General features: G+C 66.3%; 12 protein-coding genes and 1 pseudogene. 6 read left to right on the top strand and 7 right to left on the bottom strand.

Annotated elements, in window-relative coordinates; translation table 11 throughout:
• Window positions 1-5 precede the first annotated feature (5 nt).
• Entirely contained in the window at window positions 6-1,250 is a 1,245-nt protein-coding gene (locus WD006_RS02375; RefSeq protein WP_286879652.1) for an efflux RND transporter periplasmic adaptor subunit, read from the bottom strand.
• A 248-nt stretch (window positions 1,251-1,498) separates the two neighbouring features.
• Here WD006_RS02375 and WD006_RS02380 point away from each other — a divergent pair, with 248 nt between their 5' ends.
• The 3 genes from WD006_RS02380 to WD006_RS02390 all read left to right on the top strand — a co-directional run bounded on the left by WD006_RS02380 (window position 1,499) and on the right by WD006_RS02390 (window position 4,426).
• A complete protein-coding gene (locus tag WD006_RS02380) occupies window positions 1,499-1,783 on the top strand; it encodes a helix-turn-helix domain-containing protein (protein WP_008651105.1) in 285 nt (94 codons plus the stop codon).
• A 133-nt stretch (window positions 1,784-1,916) separates the two neighbouring features.
• The gene (locus tag WD006_RS02385) at window positions 1,917-3,206 is read left to right on the top strand and encodes an MASE1 domain-containing protein (RefSeq protein ID WP_008651104.1); all 1,290 of its coding nucleotides are present in this window, start codon (window positions 1,917-1,919) and stop codon (window positions 3,204-3,206) included.
• Window positions 3,203-4,426: an alpha/beta fold hydrolase gene (locus WD006_RS02390; protein ID WP_286879653.1), complete on the top strand. Its 1,224-nt coding sequence runs from the start codon at window positions 3,203-3,205 to the stop codon at window positions 4,424-4,426. The genes WD006_RS02385 and WD006_RS02390 overlap by 4 nt, the downstream gene beginning before the upstream one ends.
• On the opposite strand, the gene WD006_RS02395 is transcribed toward WD006_RS02390, so the two are convergent.
• The 6 genes from WD006_RS02395 to WD006_RS02420 form a co-directional block, all read right to left on the bottom strand.
• Entirely contained in the window at window positions 4,423-6,726 is a 2,304-nt protein-coding gene (locus WD006_RS02395) for a patatin-like phospholipase family protein (RefSeq protein WP_186426015.1), read from the bottom strand. The two genes, WD006_RS02390 and WD006_RS02395, sit on opposite strands and share 4 nt — an antisense overlap.
• Window positions 6,727-6,844: 118 nt before the next feature.
• Window positions 6,845-8,632: a SulP family inorganic anion transporter gene (locus tag WD006_RS02400; protein ID WP_186426016.1), complete on the bottom strand. Its 1,788-nt coding sequence runs from the start codon at window positions 8,630-8,632 to the stop codon at window positions 6,845-6,847.
• Window positions 8,633-8,715: 83 nt separating this feature from the next.
• Window positions 8,716-9,648 carry a hydroxymethylglutaryl-CoA lyase gene (locus WD006_RS02405; RefSeq protein ID WP_017512305.1) on the bottom strand — a complete coding sequence of 311 codons (933 nt, stop codon included), beginning with the start codon at window positions 9,646-9,648 and terminating at the stop codon, window positions 8,716-8,718.
• Window positions 9,649-9,849: 201 nt separating this feature from the next.
• A complete protein-coding gene (locus tag WD006_RS02410) occupies window positions 9,850-11,889 on the bottom strand; it encodes an acetyl/propionyl/methylcrotonyl-CoA carboxylase subunit alpha (RefSeq protein ID WP_008644510.1) in 2,040 nt (679 codons plus the stop codon).
• Between the two features lie 13 nt (window positions 11,890-11,902).
• A complete protein-coding gene (locus WD006_RS02415) occupies window positions 11,903-13,510 on the bottom strand; it encodes a carboxyl transferase domain-containing protein (protein WP_186426018.1) in 1,608 nt (535 codons plus the stop codon).
• A 4-nt stretch (window positions 13,511-13,514) separates the two neighbouring features.
• The gene (locus WD006_RS02420) at window positions 13,515-15,227 is read right to left on the bottom strand and encodes an AMP-binding protein (protein ID WP_286879654.1); all 1,713 of its coding nucleotides are present in this window, start codon (window positions 15,225-15,227) and stop codon (window positions 13,515-13,517) included.
• A gap of 245 nt (window positions 15,228-15,472) precedes the next feature.
• Here WD006_RS02420 and WD006_RS02425 point away from each other — a divergent pair, with 245 nt between their 5' ends.
• From WD006_RS02425 to WD006_RS02435, 3 genes and pseudogenes are all read left to right on the top strand, one after another.
• On the top strand, window positions 15,473-16,219 hold the full coding sequence (locus tag WD006_RS02425) for a TetR/AcrR family transcriptional regulator (protein WP_008644507.1): 747 nt from the start codon (window positions 15,473-15,475) through the stop codon (window positions 16,217-16,219).
• 159 nt (window positions 16,220-16,378) lie between these two features.
• Complete coding sequence (locus WD006_RS02430; RefSeq protein WP_008644506.1) at window positions 16,379-17,086, top strand: response regulator; 708 nt, start codon at window positions 16,379-16,381, stop codon at window positions 17,084-17,086.
• Window positions 17,087-17,376: 290 nt separating this feature from the next.
• A pseudogene (locus WD006_RS02435) lies at window positions 17,377-18,882 on the top strand (sensor histidine kinase); the annotation flags it as partial.

Raw genomic sequence — 18,882 nt, forward strand, 5'->3', positions numbered from 1 at the left:
AAGGCTCACTGGCGCGCGGCGGCCGTGGCGCTGGCGGCGACAGCAGGGGGGGTGCCGGCAGTGGATTCGGCGGCCGACCCGCCAGTCGGTGCGGCGCCTGGCCGCGCGGGCGCCTCGGCGATCAACGCGCCGGGCTTGAGCTTGTATTGGCCATCTGCCACCACGCGCTCCCCGGCCTGGACGCCCTTGGCGATCACGGCCCGCGCGCCCTGGAGTTCCGCTACCTCCACCGGCTGCAGCTTCACGGTCTGGTCCGCCTGCACGGCATAGACGTAGGTGCCGGCATCGTTACGTTGCACCGCTGACGCCGGAATGACCACTGCGCGGTCACGCTGGCCCAGCACGAGCCGGGCGTTGACGTACTGGCCCGGCCACAGCAGGTGCTTCGGATTCGGAAAGCGCGCCTTGAGCTGGATGGTGCCGCTGGTGGTGTCGATCGTGTTGTTCAGCAGGATCAGGCCGCCGTGCCCGAGGTCGGCATCGGTGCCGCGCTCGTGGGCGAACACTACCAGTGGCGACTGGCTGGCCTGCATCGCGCGGTTGATGCGGCCGAAGGCGTCGTCGGGTAGCGTGAAGACGACGTCGATCGGGTCGATCTGGCGGATCACGACGAGGCCGGTGGTGTCGGTGGCATGGACGATATTGCCGGGGTCGACCAGCCGGGCGCCGACACGGCCGGAGAGCGGCGCCGTGATGGTCGTGAAATCGAGCTGCACCTTGTCCAGCGCGATCTGCGCTTCGTCATTGCGCACGGCGGCGGCAAGCTGGTCGACCAGCGCGCGCTGGGTGTCGAGTGTCTGGCGCGTGGTCGAGTCGACCTTGATCAGTTCCTCGTAGCGCTTCAGGTCCAGGCGGGCGTTGGCAAGCTGCGCCTCGTCGCGCGCCTTGGTAGCCTGCGCCTGCTGCAATTGCGCCTGGAACGTGCGCGGGTCGATCTGCGCCAGCACCTGACCTTCCTTGACGTCCTGGCCTTCGACGAAGCCAACGCGCTCGAGCTGCCCATCCACGCGTGGCTTGACCGTCACAGTCTGCATGGCCTGGACTGTGCCGACGCCAGTCAGGCCAATGTCCACGTCCTCGCCCTGCGCCGCGGCGGTGGTCACTACGATGGCCGGGTTCGCCTGCGCGGCCTTGGGCGGGAACAGCCATCGTCCCAATGGCCTGGCAACCAGCCAGACCACCACGATGGCGATGACGACGTACAGGGCGATGGCCAATGGCCGCCGGCGGGGAGGAGGCGAAGCAGACATGCGTGACATTGGTCGCTTGACTCGACAAGCATAGTCGGTGGCTGTCATGTGAGATATGACCGCCTTATTACCGTTTATTTCAGGTTCACGATGTGACTCGCGCGTCAAGCCTCGGGCCCTTGCGTGGCCCTCCATCCAATCTCCTATTGCGCTGCCACGATGTGCAGCGTAGAAGATAGGCGGGAGGCCGCAATTCGTGGCCGGCGGCCTGTCACAACAACGAAAGGGTTAGAGAAAAGGGGTAGACCATGGAGACTCAGGAAAGCGCCCTCGTCTTGGCACTGCTGACGGCTCCCGTCCGCGTCACGATCTGCCGCGCCCTGCTCGATGCGGGCGAGGAAGGCATGTCCGCGGCGGAGCTGGCCGAACTGGCCGGCCTGACGCTGCGCCACGCTGCGCACCACTTCCAGGAAATGACCCAGGGCGAGATTCTGGCCCTGGCGATTCGCGACCGCCGCGTCTGTTATACGCTCAAGGCCCGTGTGGCTGTGCGCGAGGCGCTCGGCTACGTCGACGCCAGCGGCATGAATTGACACCGCAGCGGGGTCTCGTCTGACCCTGCTGTGTACAATCCGCCACACTTCTGGCGGCCCAGGTCAACGGCGGGCCTCGTCTTGCCGTTCAGATCATGGTGATAGTCAGTCATACTGAATCGGGAACATCACAGTGAATCTCACCAACCGGGCCGTCACATTGCCGCTCTGGGCAATCCTGTATTTCGTCCTCGGATACTTTTCGCACAAATTCAATGGGCCGTTCACGGCCGCCGGCTACATCTGGCTGCCGGCCGGCGTGACCGTGGCCGCTTTCATGCTGGCGCCGATGCGCCGCTGGCTCGGGCTCGGCCTGGCGTTCCTGGTGGCCCAGATGCTGCTGGGCATGGTGGAAGGGCGCGATGCGTTCCGGATGCTGCTGTTCTCGCTCGACGAGATCGGCTTCGCAGCGCTGGCCGTGGCCGTGATCCATCTGACCAAGTTCTCGCTGGAAGGGCTGGCGTTCCTGCGCGGGTTGCTGCTGGCCGGCGTGATCGCCAGTGTCGGCGGGGCGGTCATCGGCGCGGGCTGGTTCTGGCTGTTCCTTGATGTGCCGTTCTGGGCTACCGCCAAGGTGTGGGCCGCGGCGGACTTCGTCGGGGTGCTGATCGTCACGCCGGTCTTCGCCGGATGGGCGCGTTTTCGCGCCGCGCGTTCGGGCGGCCGCCAGCCCGGCGAGTTCTTCTTCGGCCTGGCCGCGCTGGCATGTGTGCTGGCGACCGCCGCGCTGGTGTTCGACGGCACGCGGCTTGCGCAGCTCTCGCTCGGCGTGGCCTATGCGCTGACCTATATCCCGTTGTTCTTCGTGGCCATCGTGGCGTTGCTGCTGGGTGGGCGTGGCGGATCGGTCGCCGTGGCGTTGCTGACCGTGCTAGTGCTGGTCAATACCGCCCAGGGCGACGGCCCGTTTGCCGAAACCGCGCTGTACCACGGTGACTCTCTGTTGATCGCGCAGCTTTACCTGGCCGTAGCCGCGCTGCTGACGCTGCTGATCAACACGCTGCGAACGGCGCGCGAGCAGACGAACGCGCAGGCCGCCGCACGCCAGAACGACGTGGAACTCGCGCTGGCTGCCAGTGGGCAACTCGTCTACCGACTTGACCCACATAGCGGGCGGCTGCGCTGGAGCGGCAGCGTGGAACGCGCGCTGGGCCTGCACGACTCGGCGTTGTCCACGCTCGACGATGTCCTGGCCCGCGTGCATCCGGACGACCGCGCCGAGGTGCGCCGCCGCTGGTTGCGCGAATGTGATGGCGAGATGCGCGGCGACCTGACGTTCCGGCTCTTGCTGCCGGCGGGCGCCACCACGACGATCGTCGACATGAGTGGCCCGCTGCTCGACGGCGACGATTCCGTCGCGTTGATTGCCGGCGCATGGCGCGTGATCGCCTCCCACGACACGGAAGGGCGGCGCGCAGCATGACAACGCAACAGGCTCCACGCACCGGAGCCCTGCTGATTCACGGATTGGGCGGTACCCAGTACGACCTCGGGCCGATGCACAAGGTGCTGCGCCGCGCGGGCGTGGAGACGCACGCCGTCACGCTGCCCGGTCATGGCGGCGTGCCCGAGGACCTGTTGCCCGTGGTGGCGGAGCAGTGGATGGACGTGGTGACCCAGTCCTACGACGAACTGGTCGGCCAGTACGACACGTTCCATGTCATCGGCATGTGCATGGGAGCGCTGCTCGCGCTGGAACTGGTCGCGCGGCGCCAGCATCGCAAGGGCCAACTGGTGGCGCTGGCTGCCCCGGTCTATATCGATGGTTGGTCCACACCGTCCTACCGCTGGCTGCGGCACGTGGTCTATCACCTGCCGGGGCTGCCCACGCGCATCAAGGTAGAGGAGAACGAGCCGTTCGGCATCAAGAACGACCTGGTGCGCGCCATCGTCAAGGCCAAGTTCGAGCGCGGCGACAACTTCCACTATCGCTGGGTGCCGTTGACCTGCATCCGGCAGGTGGACCGTCTGCGCCGCTGGGTGCTGGACAGCGCGCACCGCGTGCCTTGCCCGACGCTGGTCGTCAACGCGCGCGAGGACGAGCTGACCACGCTGCGCTCGTACGATTTCCTGCTCGGCGCGGTGCCGCAGGTGCGGGGTGTGGTGCTCGAGAACAGCTATCACATGATCTGCGTGGATAACGATCGCGAGCAGGTCATCGCCAGCGTGCTCGAGTTCCTGGGGCTGGAGGCGTCCGCTGGCAGACCCCGCGCGCGTCGGTCCGTGGAGGTGCCGATGGCGGAGGAAGCCGTCGCCACGCTGGTGGGCGAGTATCTCTCCGCGCTGACCACGCGGCATTTCGAGGCCGTCTATCCGCTGCTCGATCCGGTCATCGAATGGCGCCATCTGGGTGAGCACCCGCTGGCAGGGGTCTATGCAGACCGGGATGCCGTGATTGGCTTGTTCCAGCGCGTGGCGCAACTGGCCGGCGATACCGTGCGGATCGAGGTGGCCGGCGCGCCGCGCATCGACGGCCAGACGGTGGAAATCGACATCGCGGCGTCGTACCGGTTCGACGGTCAGCCAATGGATGGCCGTGGCACGCAGACGCTACGGCTGGCCAACGGCCGCATCCGCGCGGTCGAATATCGTCCCGAATCGGCGGCGGACAGCGATGCGCCGCTGGTCCGCCAGGCGGGCTAGAACACGCGGCCCAGCTGCAGGTAGATATTCCACACACCCTGCGGCGCCGCCGCGACGCCAAAGTAGAGCGGGCCGATCACGCTGTTGCCGCCGATGAACAGGCTGGCGCTGGACTTGTAGGGTCCGCTGCCGAAGTTGCGGCGCCTGAGCCAGACGTCGCCCACTTCGAGGCTGGAGCCGAACACCGTTGTGCGCAGCCCCGGCAGCACGAATTCACGCAGATCGTTCAGGTACGTGATGCGGCCGTAGAGCAGGTAGTTGCCCGAGAACTGGTCCGGCGCATAGGCTGACAGGCGCTGGAATCCACCCAGCGTGAATCCCAGCCCGCCACTGACGCTGCCGGAGGTGCGGTGGTCGTTGTAGGTCATCGCCCCCTCGGCCGCCAGGTTCAGCGTATGGCGCCCGTAGCTGCCCGCCCACAGGGCCTTGCCGTGGACGTCGTCGAAGCTGTTGTCCGTGCCGCCGAACGATAGCTGGTTCACCGCATTGAAGTAGTAGCCCTTGCGCGGAAAGAGCGGGTCATCGAGCTGGTCGATCGTCAGTTCCGCCCGCACCACCGGCTGCTGCACCGAGGCACTGAACTTGCCGTTGCTTGCCGCGCCAATCAGATAGTCAGAGTAATAGCGGACCTGCTGATAGTTCGCGCCGACCCGGAACTCGCCCAGCCTGCCGATCGGCAACCCGAGGTCGACGCCTGCCAGCGCCGTGTCCACGCGCACGGCGGTGAGCGGCGTGGTGCTGCGGGTGGGGCTGCTGTCGGGGTAGATGTCGACGTGCTTGCGGCCGTATTCGAGGTATGGCGCGATATAGAAGCCCAGCCGGTCCAGCACCGGTTGGCGAAGCTCCGTGTGCCACTTGGCCTGGGTGCTGCCCAGCACGATGTCGTTGCGCCATTCCAGACCGCTTTGCGTCAGCCACGGATAGCGGTGACCCAGTTGCAGGTTGAACGCGCCCTTGCCGTCGAACGTCGTGGACATGCCGAAGCCGAACAGCAGGAACTGCGGCCCCCATGATTTCTCCTGCGCGTCGATCTTGAGCACGGACCGGCCGTTCTCGGTAACCACATCCTGCGTCACGCTTTCGAAGTTGCCGGTGGTGGAGAGCTGCGAGAGGTCGCGGTTGATCGCTTCGGCGTCATAGGTGTCGCCTTCGCGCGTTCGCAGATACTGCTTGATGTAGGCGGGCGGAATGCGCCCCGAGGCATGGATCTCGATCGCGTCGATGCGCTTGGGCTCGAATCGCGCGCTATGCGTCTCCCGGGCGGCGATGTACTGGTCCCAAGCGTCGGGCGGCAAGGCCAGCGCGGCAAGCCGTGGCGCGATGCCTTCAGCCGCCGTGTAGCCAAGCTGCACGCCACGGCGCGCATTGGAGAAGTCGGTGAACGACAGATCGCCGAGATCGGGTTCCAGCAGCACATCCCGCTGCCCCAGCAATGCCTTTTGCGCGGCGAGGTTCTGGTTCATCAGGATCGTCACCATCTGCTGGGTGACGGCCGCTGGCGAATCGAGGTTGGAGGGGTCGTCGAGTGGCGAGGCCACATTGACCGCGATGACGATATCGGCGCCCATGTCGCGCGCCATCTGCACAGGCAGGTTGCTGACCAGGCCACCGTCCACCAGCGTGCGCCCATCCACCTTGAACGGCGCGAACAGGCCCGGCACGGCCGCGCTGGCGCGGATCGCACGCGGCAACGACCCTTTCTCGAGCACCACGGGCGCACCCGAGCTGAGGTCCGTGGCGATGGTGCGGAATGGAATGGGCAGTTTGTCGAAATCGATATCGCCGGGCCACGGCGCCGTCCAGTCCTGCAGCAGTGCCAGCAGCCGGTTGCCCTGCACCAGCCCGCCGGGCAGCTTGACCTTGCCGTCGCCATAGCCGACCGAGAGGCCGATCGGGTATTCGAAACTGTCCTCGCGCAGCGTCTGCGGCAGGTGCGCGCGTTCGTTACGGTCGAAGACGATGTCGCTCAGGTTGATCTGCGACAGCCGGGTGTCGAGTTCGTTTGCCGGAATCCCGCTCGCATACAGTCCGCCGACCACCGCCCCCATGCTGGTCGCCGCAATGCAATCGATTGGCACGTGCATCTGTTCCAGTGCCTTGAGCACGCCAATGTGGGCATAACCGCGCGCGCCGCCGCCGGACAGCACCAGGCCGATGCGCGGTCGTGCGGCATCGGCGGCGGAGGTGTGGCTGGCGCTGCACTCGGCGTAAGCCTGCTGGAACAGGCCCGCAATGAGCAGGCAAAACAAGGGCAGCCAGCGCAGCGGTGCGCAGCGCGGCCCGGAAACGAGTCTCGACATGATGGCGGTGCCGGGAGGGGAACGATCGGCAGCGCCGGGCGGAGGTAGGCCGCGAATACGTCGCGATGCCTCCGTCTGGCGCCGACAGGGCGGACGGGGAAATCCACCAGGCAGGAGTTTAACCGGGTGGGCGGGACTCGGGCGGCGGCGTGCCTGGCTGTGTCACGGGCCCCCACACGGCATCGGCGTGTTCCGTCTGGAACCGGACCGCGGCCAGGTCCATCGTGAAGAACATCCGCTCATGCGTCAGGGTCTGGCCCAGCGCCGAGCGCCGGACCATGTCTAGGACGTCGGGATTCATCCCGATCAGCCAGAGCATGACGCCATCCTCCTCGCGCAGCACTCGTTCGGCATCGGTCAGCATGTGCAGTGCCGTGTACTCCATGTCAGAGACCGCGGTCAGGTCGAGCGCGACCACCTTCGGCTTGTCGTGCAGGATCATTGGCCGAAGTTTGTGACCGATACGCCGCGCGTTGACGAAGTAGACGCGCCCCTCGGGCCGCAGCATCAGCAGGCCGGGCACGGTCTCGTCGTGCGGGTGTGCGTCCGATTGCGGACGGAATACGTTGGTGCCGGGCTTGCGCGCCAGCTTGTAGACCGGCGGATCGGAGGTCTGATAGGCCAGGGCCAGCATCGATACGACGATCGCCACGACGATGCCTTGCAGCGTGCCCAGGGCCACCACGCCAGCCAGGGCGACCAGCGCCCAGATGAACTCGGTGCGGCGGATGCCGAGGATCGCCAGAAATTCGGCGGGTTTGATCAGAGAGACGGAGTAGACGATGACCACCGCGGCCAGCGTGGCTTCCGGCAAACGGCCGACCAGCGGGGCGAGCAGCAGCATCGTGCCAAGCGAGGCCAGCGCGGTGACCAGGCCGGCCAGTTGCGAGCGCGCCCCCGAGAGCCGGTTGACGGCGGTCTGCGTTGTGCCGCCGCCGGCGGCCATCGCGCCGAGGAACGCGCCGCCGAGGTTGGCCAGTCCGGTGGCCGTCAACTCGCGGTTCGCGGCAGGCGCGTGCTCGCCAACCTGGGTGAACGCGCGCCCCGCGGCGATGGTTTCCGTGAAGCTCATCAGCGCGATACCCAGCGCTTCGGGCCACAGCCGTTCCATCATCGTCGGGTCAGGCACGGTGACCGGCGGCAGGCCGGTTGGCACCGCGCCGACGATGGCTACCCCATGCGCGGTCAGATTCAGCAGCCATACGCCGATGATGCCCACGGCCACCGCGATCAATGGCGCCGGGGCACGTGGAAACCGGTGCTCCATGCCCAACAGCAGCAGGACCATAAGGATGCCGACCGCGGCCGTGGCGACGGATGCGTGCGGAATGTTCTGGATGATCGCCAGCACGTTGTGGAAAAACGGGCCTTTCGGGAAATGCATCCCGAGCAGTTTCGGGATCTGGTCCACCACGATGACCAGCCCGATGCCCGCCTTGAAGCCGATCAGTACCGGCTCGGAGATGAAGTCGGCCACGAAGCCCAGCCTCAACAGCCGGGCCACCAGCAGCACGGCGCCGACCAGGAAGGTCAGCGTGGCCGAGGCCGTGATCAGCGTTTCGGCGCTGGGCGATGGGCCCACATGCCGGAATGCGGCGGCCACGAGGATTGCCAGTGTCGTGGTGGTGCTGACGCTAAGCGTGCGCGAACTGCCGAGCAGCGCGTAGATCAGCATCGGGGCGAACACGGTGTACAGGCCGACCTCGACAGGCAGGCCCGCGATGGTGGCGTAGGCCAGGGCCTTGGGGATGACCACGGCGGCGGCGGTCAGCCCGGCAATGACGTCGGGCGCCAGCCATTCCTTCCGGTACGTCAGCAGCCACCCGGGGATGGGCAGCGTGGCGGCGCCAGATGACTGGCGCCTGGACAGCAGGGGGCAGGGGTGCGGCCGCCGTTGTCGTCTCATGGTTCTGTTTCCGAGCGGACTTCACAGAACCTGAGTCTAGGCGCGATCACGGCCGCCGCAAGGACGGCGTGTCAGTGGTCAGGTTACGCGCAGGTCGCCTCGCCCGCCTGAGAGGCCCACTTCGTCAGCAACGCCCGGCCAACGCGCGAGCTGTTGGCGCGGCCGATGGCCTGCGAGATGAAATCGCCGGCACGCACCACGTCATCGAGTTCGATGCCGGTGTGCAGGCCCATGCCGTGCAGCATGTACAGCACGTCTTCGGTGGCCACGTTGCCGGTGGCGCCTTTCGCGTAGGGGCAGCCACCCAGGCCGGCCACGGACGCGTGGAAGATGGCGATGCCGACCTCCAGACTGGCCAGGATGTTCGACAGCGCCTGGCCGTAGGTGTCATGGAAATGGCCGGACAGGCGGTCGATCGAAAACTCGGCCGCTGCGGCGCGCATGACTTCCTGCACCCGGGTAGGCGTGCCCACACCGATCGTGTCGGCGATGTCGATCTCGTCGCAGCCGAGTTCGCGCAGGCGGCGCACGACGTCCACCACGGCATGCACCGATACCTCGCCCTGGTACGGGCAGCCGAGCGCGCACGAGATGCTGCCGCGCAGCCGCACGCCGGCTTCCTTCGCGGCAGCAGCCACCGGTTCGAAGCGGGCGATCGACTCGGCGATCGAGCAGTTGATGTTCTTCTGCGAGAAGGCCTCGCTGGCCGCGCCGAAGATCACCACCTCGTCGGCACCGGCGGCGACGGCGCCCTCGAAGCCCTTCATGTTCGGCGTCAGCACCGAGTACAGCGTGCCGGGGCGCCGCGTAATGCGGGCCATCACGTCGGCGCCGTCAGCCATCTGCGGCACCCACTTCGGCGAGACGAACGATGCGGCCTCGATGTTGACGAAGCCCGCGTCGGTCAGCCGGTTGATCAGCGCCACCTTGACGTCGGTGGGCACCATCGCCTTTTCGTTCTGCAGCCCGTCGCGCGGGCCGACTTCGACGATCTTTACGTATTGGGGGATTGTCATGGGGGTCTCCAGAGCCTGTTTGTCACGCCAGGCCGATGTGATGCGCTGCCCCTCTCCCGCACAGCGGGGGAGGGGAGCCAAAACAGTTATAAGCCATTTCAAAACGATTCTGGCGTCGTTGCAGGGCCTTGCGGTACGACTTGTACTGTCTGCGGCCCCGCGTCTAGCCAGAACCGCTTCGCTTCATGTTGAAACAGCGTCTTAGGCCGCTGCCTCCGCCAAGGCGAATGCCAGCAGTTGCGCGCCCTCGCTCACCTGTTCGCCCACGCCGTAGAGCACCTCGCTCACCACGCCATCGGCCGGCGCGGTGATCGTGTGTTCCATCTTCATCGCTTCCATCACCAGCAGCGGCGTGCCGCGCGTGACCTTGCTGCCGGCCTCGACCATCACGGCGATCACCTTGCCCGGCATCGGCGCGGTCAGCTTGCCGCCTTCGCCTTCACTCTCGCTGGCGTGCGCAAGCGGGTCGAGCCACTCCAGCACCGTATGGCGGCCGTCGTGGAAGACGTGGAACGTGTCGCCTTCCACGTGCACCTGGCCGTGCGTGCGGCGCGTGCCAAGGTCGACGCGGATATCGTCGGCATTGAACGTGTACGCGAACGGCGCGGCCTGGTCGGCGTAGATCAGTGTGTTCTTGCTGGTGTCGCTGGCGTTGCCCTTCAGCACGGCCTCGAGCTTGTGGCCGCCGCCGTGGAAGTGCAACGTGCGCACGTCGCGGCCGTTCAGTCGCCAGCCGCCCGCGTGGGTCCACGGCGAGTGGCGGTCCGCCTCGTCGATGCGGCGTGTGCGCGTCTCGCGTTCGAGCAGTGCCGCCATCGCCAGCGCGATCGCTTCGATGCCAGCCGTCTTCTGCGGCGGGAACAGTACTGTCTGGTTGCGTTCGATCAGGCCGGTGTCGAGGTCGGCGGTACGGAAAGCCTCCGATTTCACCAGCCGCTGCAGGAAGGCGACGTTGGTCGACAGCCCCACCACGTGATACCCGGCCAGTGCCTGGGCCATGCGCGCCAGTGCCTGGTCGCGGTCGCGGCCCCAGACGATCAGCTTGGCGATCATCGGGTCGTAGTACGGGCTGATCGTGTCGCCTTCGCGCACTCCCGCGTCGATGCGGACCGCAGCCGGTGCGTTGGCATCGCCGCCGCGCATGAACTGCACCGCGGGCGGCGTGCGCAGGAAGCGCAGCGTGCCCGTGGACGGCAGGAACTGCTTGTCTGGGTTCTCGGCGTAGATGCGCGCTTCCAGCGAATGACCGTGGATGGCCAGTTGCTCCTGCGCCAGCGGCAGCGCCTCGCCGGCCGCGACGCGCAGTTGCCACTCCACCAGATCCTGGCCGGTGATCATCTCGGTGACCGGATGCTCCACCTGCAGGCGCGTGTTCATCTCCATGAAGTAGAACGAGCCGTCCTGGTTGGCGATGAACTCGACGGTGCCCGCACCCACGTAACCCACCGCGCGCGCCGCGGCCACCGCCGCCTCGCCCATCGCGCGGCGGCGTTCCTCGGTCATGCCTGGCGCTGGCGCTTCTTCCAGCACCTTCTGGTGGCGACGTTGCACCGAGCAGTCACGCTCGAACAGGTAGACGCAGTTGCCGTGCGAATCGGCAAAGACCTGGATCTCGATATGGCGCGGCCGGGTCAGGTATTTCTCCACCAGCACCTTGTCGTCGCCAAAGCTGGCCGACGCCTCGCGCTTCACCGAGGCCAGCGCGGCGTCGAAGCCATCACCAGCTTCCACCACGCGCATGCCCTTGCCGCCACCGCCCGCGCTGGCCTTGAGCAGCACCGGGTAGCCGATACGGTCGGCCTCGCGCCGCAGCAGGGCGGCGTCCTGGTCTTCGCCGTGATAGCCGGGCACCAGCGGTACCGCGGCCTTTTCCATCAGTTGCTTGGCGGCGCTCTTGCTGCCCATCGCGTGGATTGCAGAGGCCGGCGGGCCGATGAACACGAGGCCGGCTTCGGCGCAGGCGCGCGCGAAGTCCTCGTTCTCGGACAGGAAGCCGTAGCCAGGGTGGATCGCCTGGGCGCCGGTCTCCTTCGCCATTTCGATGATGTGGTCCGCGCGCAGGTAGCTGTCCCGCGCGGCGGCGCCACCAATATGCACGGCCTCGTCGCAGAAGGCGACGTGTCGCGCGTTGGCGTCGGCGTCGGAGTAGACGGCCACGGTGCGGATGCCGAGGCGGCGGCAGGTGGCCGCCACACGGCAGGCGATCTCGCCACGGTTCGCAATCAGGATCTTCGTGAACATTATTGTTTTCCCCTTACATGCGGAACACGCCGAACTTCATGTCGCCAATCGGGGCGTTGAGGCTGGCGGACAGGCCCAGGCCGAGCACGGTGCGCGTCTGCGCGGGATCGATGACGCCATCGTCCCAGAGCCGCGCGCTGGCGTAGTACGGATGTCCCTGCAGTTCGTACTGGTCGCGGATCGGTGCCTTGAAGGCTTCTTCCTCCTGCGGGCTCCACTGGCCGCCCTTGGTCTCGATGCCATCGCGGCGCACCGTCGCCAGCACACTGGCGGCCTGCTCGCCGCCCATCACGGAGATCCGCGCGTTCGGCCACATCCACAGGAAGCGCGGCGAATACGCGCGTCCGCACATGCCGTAGTTGCCCGCACCGAACGAGCCGCCGATGATCACCGTGAACTTCGGCACTTGTGCCGTGGCCACCGCCGTCACCATCTTGGCGCCATTGCGCGCGATGCCCTCGTTCTCGTACTTGCGGCCGACCATGAAGCCGGTGATGTTCTGCAGGAACACCAGCGGGATCTTGCGCTGGCAGCACAGCTCGATGAAGTGTGAACCCTTCAGCGCCGACTCCGAGAACAGGATGCCGTTGTTGGCGACGATGCCGACCGGGTAGCCCCAGATCCGCGCGAAGCCGCAGACCAGCGTGGTGCCGTAGCGGGCCTTGAATTCGTCAAACTCGGAGCCGTCGACAATGCGGGCGATGACCTCGCGCACGTCGTACGGCTTGCGCGTGTCGGTCGGGATCACGCCGTACAGTTCTTCGGGCGGATACAGCGGCTCGGCCGGCTCGTGCAGGCGGATCTGATCCGGCTTGCGGCGGTTCAGGTGCTGCACGATATTGCGCGCCAGCGAGAGCGCGTGATGATCGTTCTGCGCGAAGTAGTCCGCCACGCCCGAGAGGCGGGTATGCACGTCGGCGCCGCCCAGGTCCTCGGCGGTCACTTCCTCGCCGGTGGCTGCCTTCACCAGCGGCGGGCCGCCCAGGAAGATCGTGCCCTGGTTCTTGACGATGATCGACTCGTCGCTCATCGCCGGCACATACGCGCCGCCGGCCGTGCACGAGCCCATCACCACGGCGATCTGCGGAATGCCTTGCGCCGACAGGTTGGCCTGGTTGTAGAAGATGCGGCCAAAGTGGTCGCGGTCGGGGAACACCTCGTCCTGGTTCGGCAGGTTCGCGCCGCCGGAATCCACCAGGTAGATGCATGGCAGGTTGTTCTGCTCGGCGATCTCCTGCGCGCGTACGTGTTTCTTGACCGTCATCGGGTAGTACGTGCCGCCCTTGACCGTGGCGTCGTTGCAGACGATCACGCATTCCTGGCCTGCCACGCGACCGATGCCGGTGATGATGCCCGCGCCGGGCGCCGCATCGTCGTACATGCCGTACGCGGCCAGTTGCGACAGTTCCAGGAACGGCGTGCCCGGGTCGAGCAGTTGCTGCACCCGGTCGCGCGGCAGCAGCTTGCCGCGCGACAGGTGCTTGTCGCGCGCGGCCTCGCCACCGCCTTCGGCCAGCTTCGTGATCTTCTGCCGGAGATCGGCCACGAGCGCCTGCATCGTCTCCGCATTGGCCTTGAAGGACTCCGAGCGGGCGTTGAGTTTGGTTTCTATGGTTGGCATGGCTTCACTTGGCCTTGGGGCTGATTCCGAGTTCCTGGGTCATCTGGTCCCGCATGACGAACTTCTGCACCTTGCCGGTGATCGTCATGGGCATCTCGTCTACAAAGCGAATGTAACGGGGGATCTTGTAGTGGGCAATCTGGTCGCGGCAGTAATTCCGGATTTCCTCGTCGGTGGCGCTCTGACCCGGCTTCAGGACGATCCAGGCGCAGACTTCCTCGCCGTACTTCTCGTCGGGCACACCGAAGACCTGCACGGACTGGACTTTCGGGTGCCGGAACAGGAATTCCTCGATCTCGCGCGGGTAGACGTTCTCGCCGCCACGGATCAGCATGTCCTTCACGCGGCCGACGATGTTGCAGTAGCCCTCTTCGTCGATCGTGGCCAGGTCGCCGGTGTGCATCCAGCCGTCGCGGATTGCCTCGCGCGTGCGTTCCTCGTCGTCCCAGTAGCCAAGCATCACCGAGTAGCCGCGCGTGCAGAGTTCACCGGTGGCGCCGATGGGCAGCGTCTGGCCATCCACGTCGACTACCTTGCATTCGAGGTGAGGCTGCACGCGGCCGACCGTCGACACCCGCTTGTCGATCGGATCGTCGGTGGCGCTCTGGAACGACACCGGGCTGGTTTCGGTCATGCCATAGGCGATGGTGATCTCGGCCAGGTGCATGTCCGCCATGACGCGCTTCATGACTTCCACCGGGCAGGGCGCGCCGGCCATGATGCCGGTGCGCAGGCTGGAAAAGTCGTACTTCGAGAAGTCGGGGTCGTCGAGTTGCGCGATGAACATGGTCGGCACGCCATGCAGGGCCGTGCAGCGTTCCTCGCTGACGGCGGCCATCGTGGCGCCCGGGTGGAATGCCTCGCCCGGGAACACCATGCTGGCCCCGGTGGACACGCAGGCCAGCACGCCCAGCACCATGCCGAAGCAGTGGTAGAACGGCACCGGAATGCAGAGCTTGTCCTGTTCGGAAAAGCGCATCGCGCCCGCGATCGAACGGCCGTTGTTGACGATGTTGCGGTGCGTGAGCGTGGCGCCCTTGGGCGCGCCGGTGGTGCCGCTGGTGAACTGGATATTGATGGGGTCGCGCGCGTCGAGTCCGGCGGTGATCTCGTCGAGCGCAGTCTTTGGCACGTTTGCGCCGCGCGCCAGCAATTCGCGGAAGGTCAGCATGCCGGGCGTCGGCACGTCTTCCATGCGGATAACCCAGCGCAGCAGCGGCAGCCGGGCGGCGTACAGCGCGCCCGGTTCGGCTTTGGCCAACTCGGGGGCCAGTGTTGCCAGCATGTCCAGGTAGCGCGAGGTCTTGAATGCTTCCGGCGCGATGATCGCCTTGCAGCCAACCTTGTTCAGCGCGTATTCGAGTTCCGCAAGGCGGTACGCCGGGTTGATGTTGACCATGACCAGGCCAACCCGGGCCGTTGCAAACTGCGTCAGCAGCCACTCGAAGCGGTTAGGGGACCAGATGCCGACCCGGTCGCCCTTGCGCAGGCCCAGCGCGTGGAGGCCGGCGGCCATCCTGTCCACTTCGGCGCTGAATTCATTCCAGGTCCAGCGGATGTTCTGCTCCCGGAATACCACCGCCGGCCGGCTGCCATGGAGCGCAGCAGTGTTCGCCAGCAGCGCAGGCACCGTCAGTTCGCTGAGTGGTGGGGTGTCGGCCCCTTTCACGTAAGACAGCCCCCCAATGGGCAGGGAGGTTCCCGGTTGCATCGCCATACCTGTCTCCTGTCGCGGCCGGATCGCCGTGAATTGAGTAATACTCAATCTCAGGAAATCAAGCCTATTGAGCGTTATATTAGGAATACGATGCGGAGACTGTATACTCTGCTGAGTCAAAGGGCAAACGAAATTTGAGTGGTATTCAACTTTCGGGCGAACGCGGTCGGACAGGCGTGCCGAGCGCCGCTCGCGCCCTATAATTCCGGGCCATCACCGTTCAGGTTACGCAACAGGGACCGCAAATGCAGCAGATCGTGAATCAGCGTCGTATCCCGGCAGGCGCCAAGGCGGAGCAGCGTATTCGCGACATCCTGCGCGTGGGCCGCGAAGTGTTCTCGGCGCTTGGCTACGAGCGGGCGACCACGACCGAGATCGCGCAGCGCCTGGGGATTTCCGAGGGCACGATCTTCACGTACTTCCACAGCAAGCGGGACCTGTGTGTCCGCGTGATCCAGGACTGGTACGACGAGATCATCGCGGCGATGGAGGGCGGCATGCCGCGCGAGGGCACCGCCCGGGCGCAACTGGAGTTCTTTATCGGCACGCACCTGCGGCTGTTCCTGATCCATGGCACCGGCCTGTGCGCGCTGGTGCTGTCGGAAGGGCGCGCCAAGGGGCAGGGGCTCGACGAGGTGTTCGTGCCGTTGCAACGGCGCTACACGGCGCCGCTGATGGCGCTGCTGGCTGCCGCGCAGGCGGGTGGGGAGATCCGGGCCGACATGCCGTTGCGGCTGATGCGTTCGGCCATCCTGGGCCCGATGGAGCACATTCTCTGGGATGCCATCGTGAGCGGCCGCCCGGTCGACATTGACCGCACCACGCAAGACATGATCGCCCTGCTGTGGCCCGCGCTGCAGCCGCAGAACCTGCATGCCGCCGCGCTGGGGCAGTTCTATGGCGAGGTCAGCGCGGCGCTGGCGCGGGTGCAGGCGGCGGGCGGGGCGGCGGGCTCCGCTGAAGGCCCCGCCGAGGGTTCCGAAGCCTCTTGACGCCGCATCGCCGGTATCCCCGGCTACCTGTAATCGGGGATGCCACATACGGCCCGTTTCTGGCAGGCTGGCATGACCTCGTCCGGAATCGTCCGGGCGTTCGCCAAGCCCGGCGGTAGTACGGCTACACTCAGGCCGCGCCCCCACCACTGTCACCCCATGATCCAACCCTTGCCCGACACGGCTGAATCGGTATTGCCAGCGCCCCTGCTGGTCGTTGAAGACGAGCCGCCGATGCAGTCCAGGCTACGCACGATCCTGGCCGCACTGGGTTATAGCGACGACGCCATATGGTTTGCCGGCAGCCTCGAGGCTGCCAACACGTTGCTGGCCACGCAGCCGTTCGCCATGGCGCTGGTTGACGTGGGGTTGCCCGACGGCAACGGTATCGACCTCATTCGGGTGATGCACGAGCAAGACCCGGCCTTGCCAATTTTGGTAATCTCCACGTGGAATACGGAACGGGTCATCGTAAGCGCGCTGCAGGCCGGTGCTACCGGCTACCTGCTCAAGGAGCGCGACGACGTCGAGATCATCCTGTCGATTCGCAGCGCGCTGCGGGGTGGTGCGCCGATCGACCCCTTCGTGGCCAGGCGCATTCTCGATCTGGCTGGCAAGATGGCGCCGCTGGCTGGCGGCGCGGAAGTCCAGGCCGAGCCAATGGTCGGTGCGTCGCCACTGAGCGCGCGAGAAATAGAAATCCTCTCGCTGGTAAGCAAGGGTCTGACCAATCGGGAAATTGCGGAGGTGCTGTCCTTATCAAAGTTGACGGTCGAATGCCATATCAGAAACACATACAAGAAACTGGCAGTTCACTCCCGCACCCAGGCAGTCTTCGAGGCGCGTGCCTCTGGCTTATTGCGCTGATCTGCGGCGTCATGCTGCTTGCCGGCGCAGCCAGCGCCCGGGCGCAATCGGAGGCCGTCACCTTTACCCGAATCGAAGCCGCACAGTCGACCTGGCAGGACGATGGCCCGCCCGCCACGGGCTGGGTGCCCGTGTCGTTGCCGGACATCTGGTCCACGCGCTGGCCCGGCTTCGACGGTGTGGTCTGGTATCGCCTGAGCTGGCAGGGCTCTGACCCGCGCCAGCCCGTGGCGCTGCTGCTCGACTACCTGAACATGGCTGGCGCGGTCTATCTCAATGGCAGCCTGTTGATGCGCGACACGAGCCTGGTCGAACCGCTCACGCGTGCCTGGAATACCCCGCGCTACCAGTTGCTGCCTGCCGCGCTGCTGCGAGAGGGCGCCAACACGCTGCTGGTTCGCGTCTCGGGGTTGTCGGCCTACCAGCCTGGCCTCGGGCCCGTATCGATCGCCGCCCCTGAACACCTGCGGCCCGCATACGATCGCGCGTACTGGCTGCGGCACGATCTGCAACTGATCAGCCTTGCCGTCACCGTCGCGCTTGGCTGCCTCTTCTTTTCGCTCTGGGTGATGCGTCGGCAGGAAGCGGCTTACGGATGGTTCAGCCTGATGTCGCTGGCCTGGTGGTGCGTGGCGCTGAACCAGGTGGCGACTACCACCTGGCCGTTCGCGAGTACCGACGCCTGGGAGCGTGCGAACACCGTCGCGCTGCTGGTCTACAGCGTCGCGTACATGTTATCCATGGCGCGATTCTGCGAGCGGCGTCTGCCGCGTGTCGAAGGCGGACTCTGGCTGCTTGCCGCGGTGGGAGCGGCGGCGGTGATCTGGGCGCCGACCGAATCCCTGTCCACGGTGCGCAATGTGCTCACGCTGTGGGCAGCGTGCGTCTTCTTCGCGACGTGCATTGTGTTCCTGGGCTTCGCCTGGCGTCATGGCCGCACCGATCATCGCATCCTGTCGGTTTGCATCGCCATCTTCCTCGTCGCGGCGGTGCACGACCTGCTGTCCTTTCTCGGCATCCTGACGGACAACGCCTACTACGCGGCGCTGACTTCGCAGGTCCAGATGATCGCTATGGCGCTGGTGCTGGCATGGCGCTTCGTGGCCAACCTGCGTCGGATCGAACGGTTCAACGACGAGTTGCACGGCAAGGTTTCCGAAGCCAAGGCCGAACTCGTCGTCAACCTGGGGCGCCAACGCGAGTACGAGGTTGCCAACGCGCGGCTCAACGAGAGGCTCAATCTGGCGCACGACCTGCACGACGGGCTCGGCGGCACACTCGTCAGCGGCATCGCCACGCTGGAGCGCAGCCCGCATGACATCCCGCCCGGGCAGGTGCTGTCGATGCTCCGGGCGTTGCGCGATGACCTGCGCATCATCGTCGATACGACCGCCAGCCAGCAGTTCGGCGAGCCGGCGCTGGCGGGGCAGATCGTGCCGCTGCGCCACCGCCTTAGCCGGTTGCTGGAGAGCCATGACATCGCGTGTCATTGGCAGCTCGATGGCCTTGAGCAATGCCATCTGCCGAATTCGCGGATTCTCGATGTCATGCGGACCTTGCAGGAAGCACTGACCAACGTGATGAAGCACAGCAAGGCCAGCCGCGCGGACGTCGCGGTACGCGTCGGCACGCGCGGGCTGGAGCTGTTGGTCAGCGATAACGGCGTTGGCTTCGATCCGGCCGCCGCCGGGCGGCACGCCGGTGCGGGCATGCGCAGCATGCGGGCGCGTACCGAGCGCCTTGGCGGCACGTTCAGCGTGCGATCAACGGGAGAGGGGACCGTGCTGGCCGTTCAT

The organism is Cupriavidus sp. Met-2 (assembly GCF_049843575.1).
Lineage (GTDB): Bacteria > Pseudomonadota > Gammaproteobacteria > Burkholderiales > Burkholderiaceae > Cupriavidus > Cupriavidus metallidurans.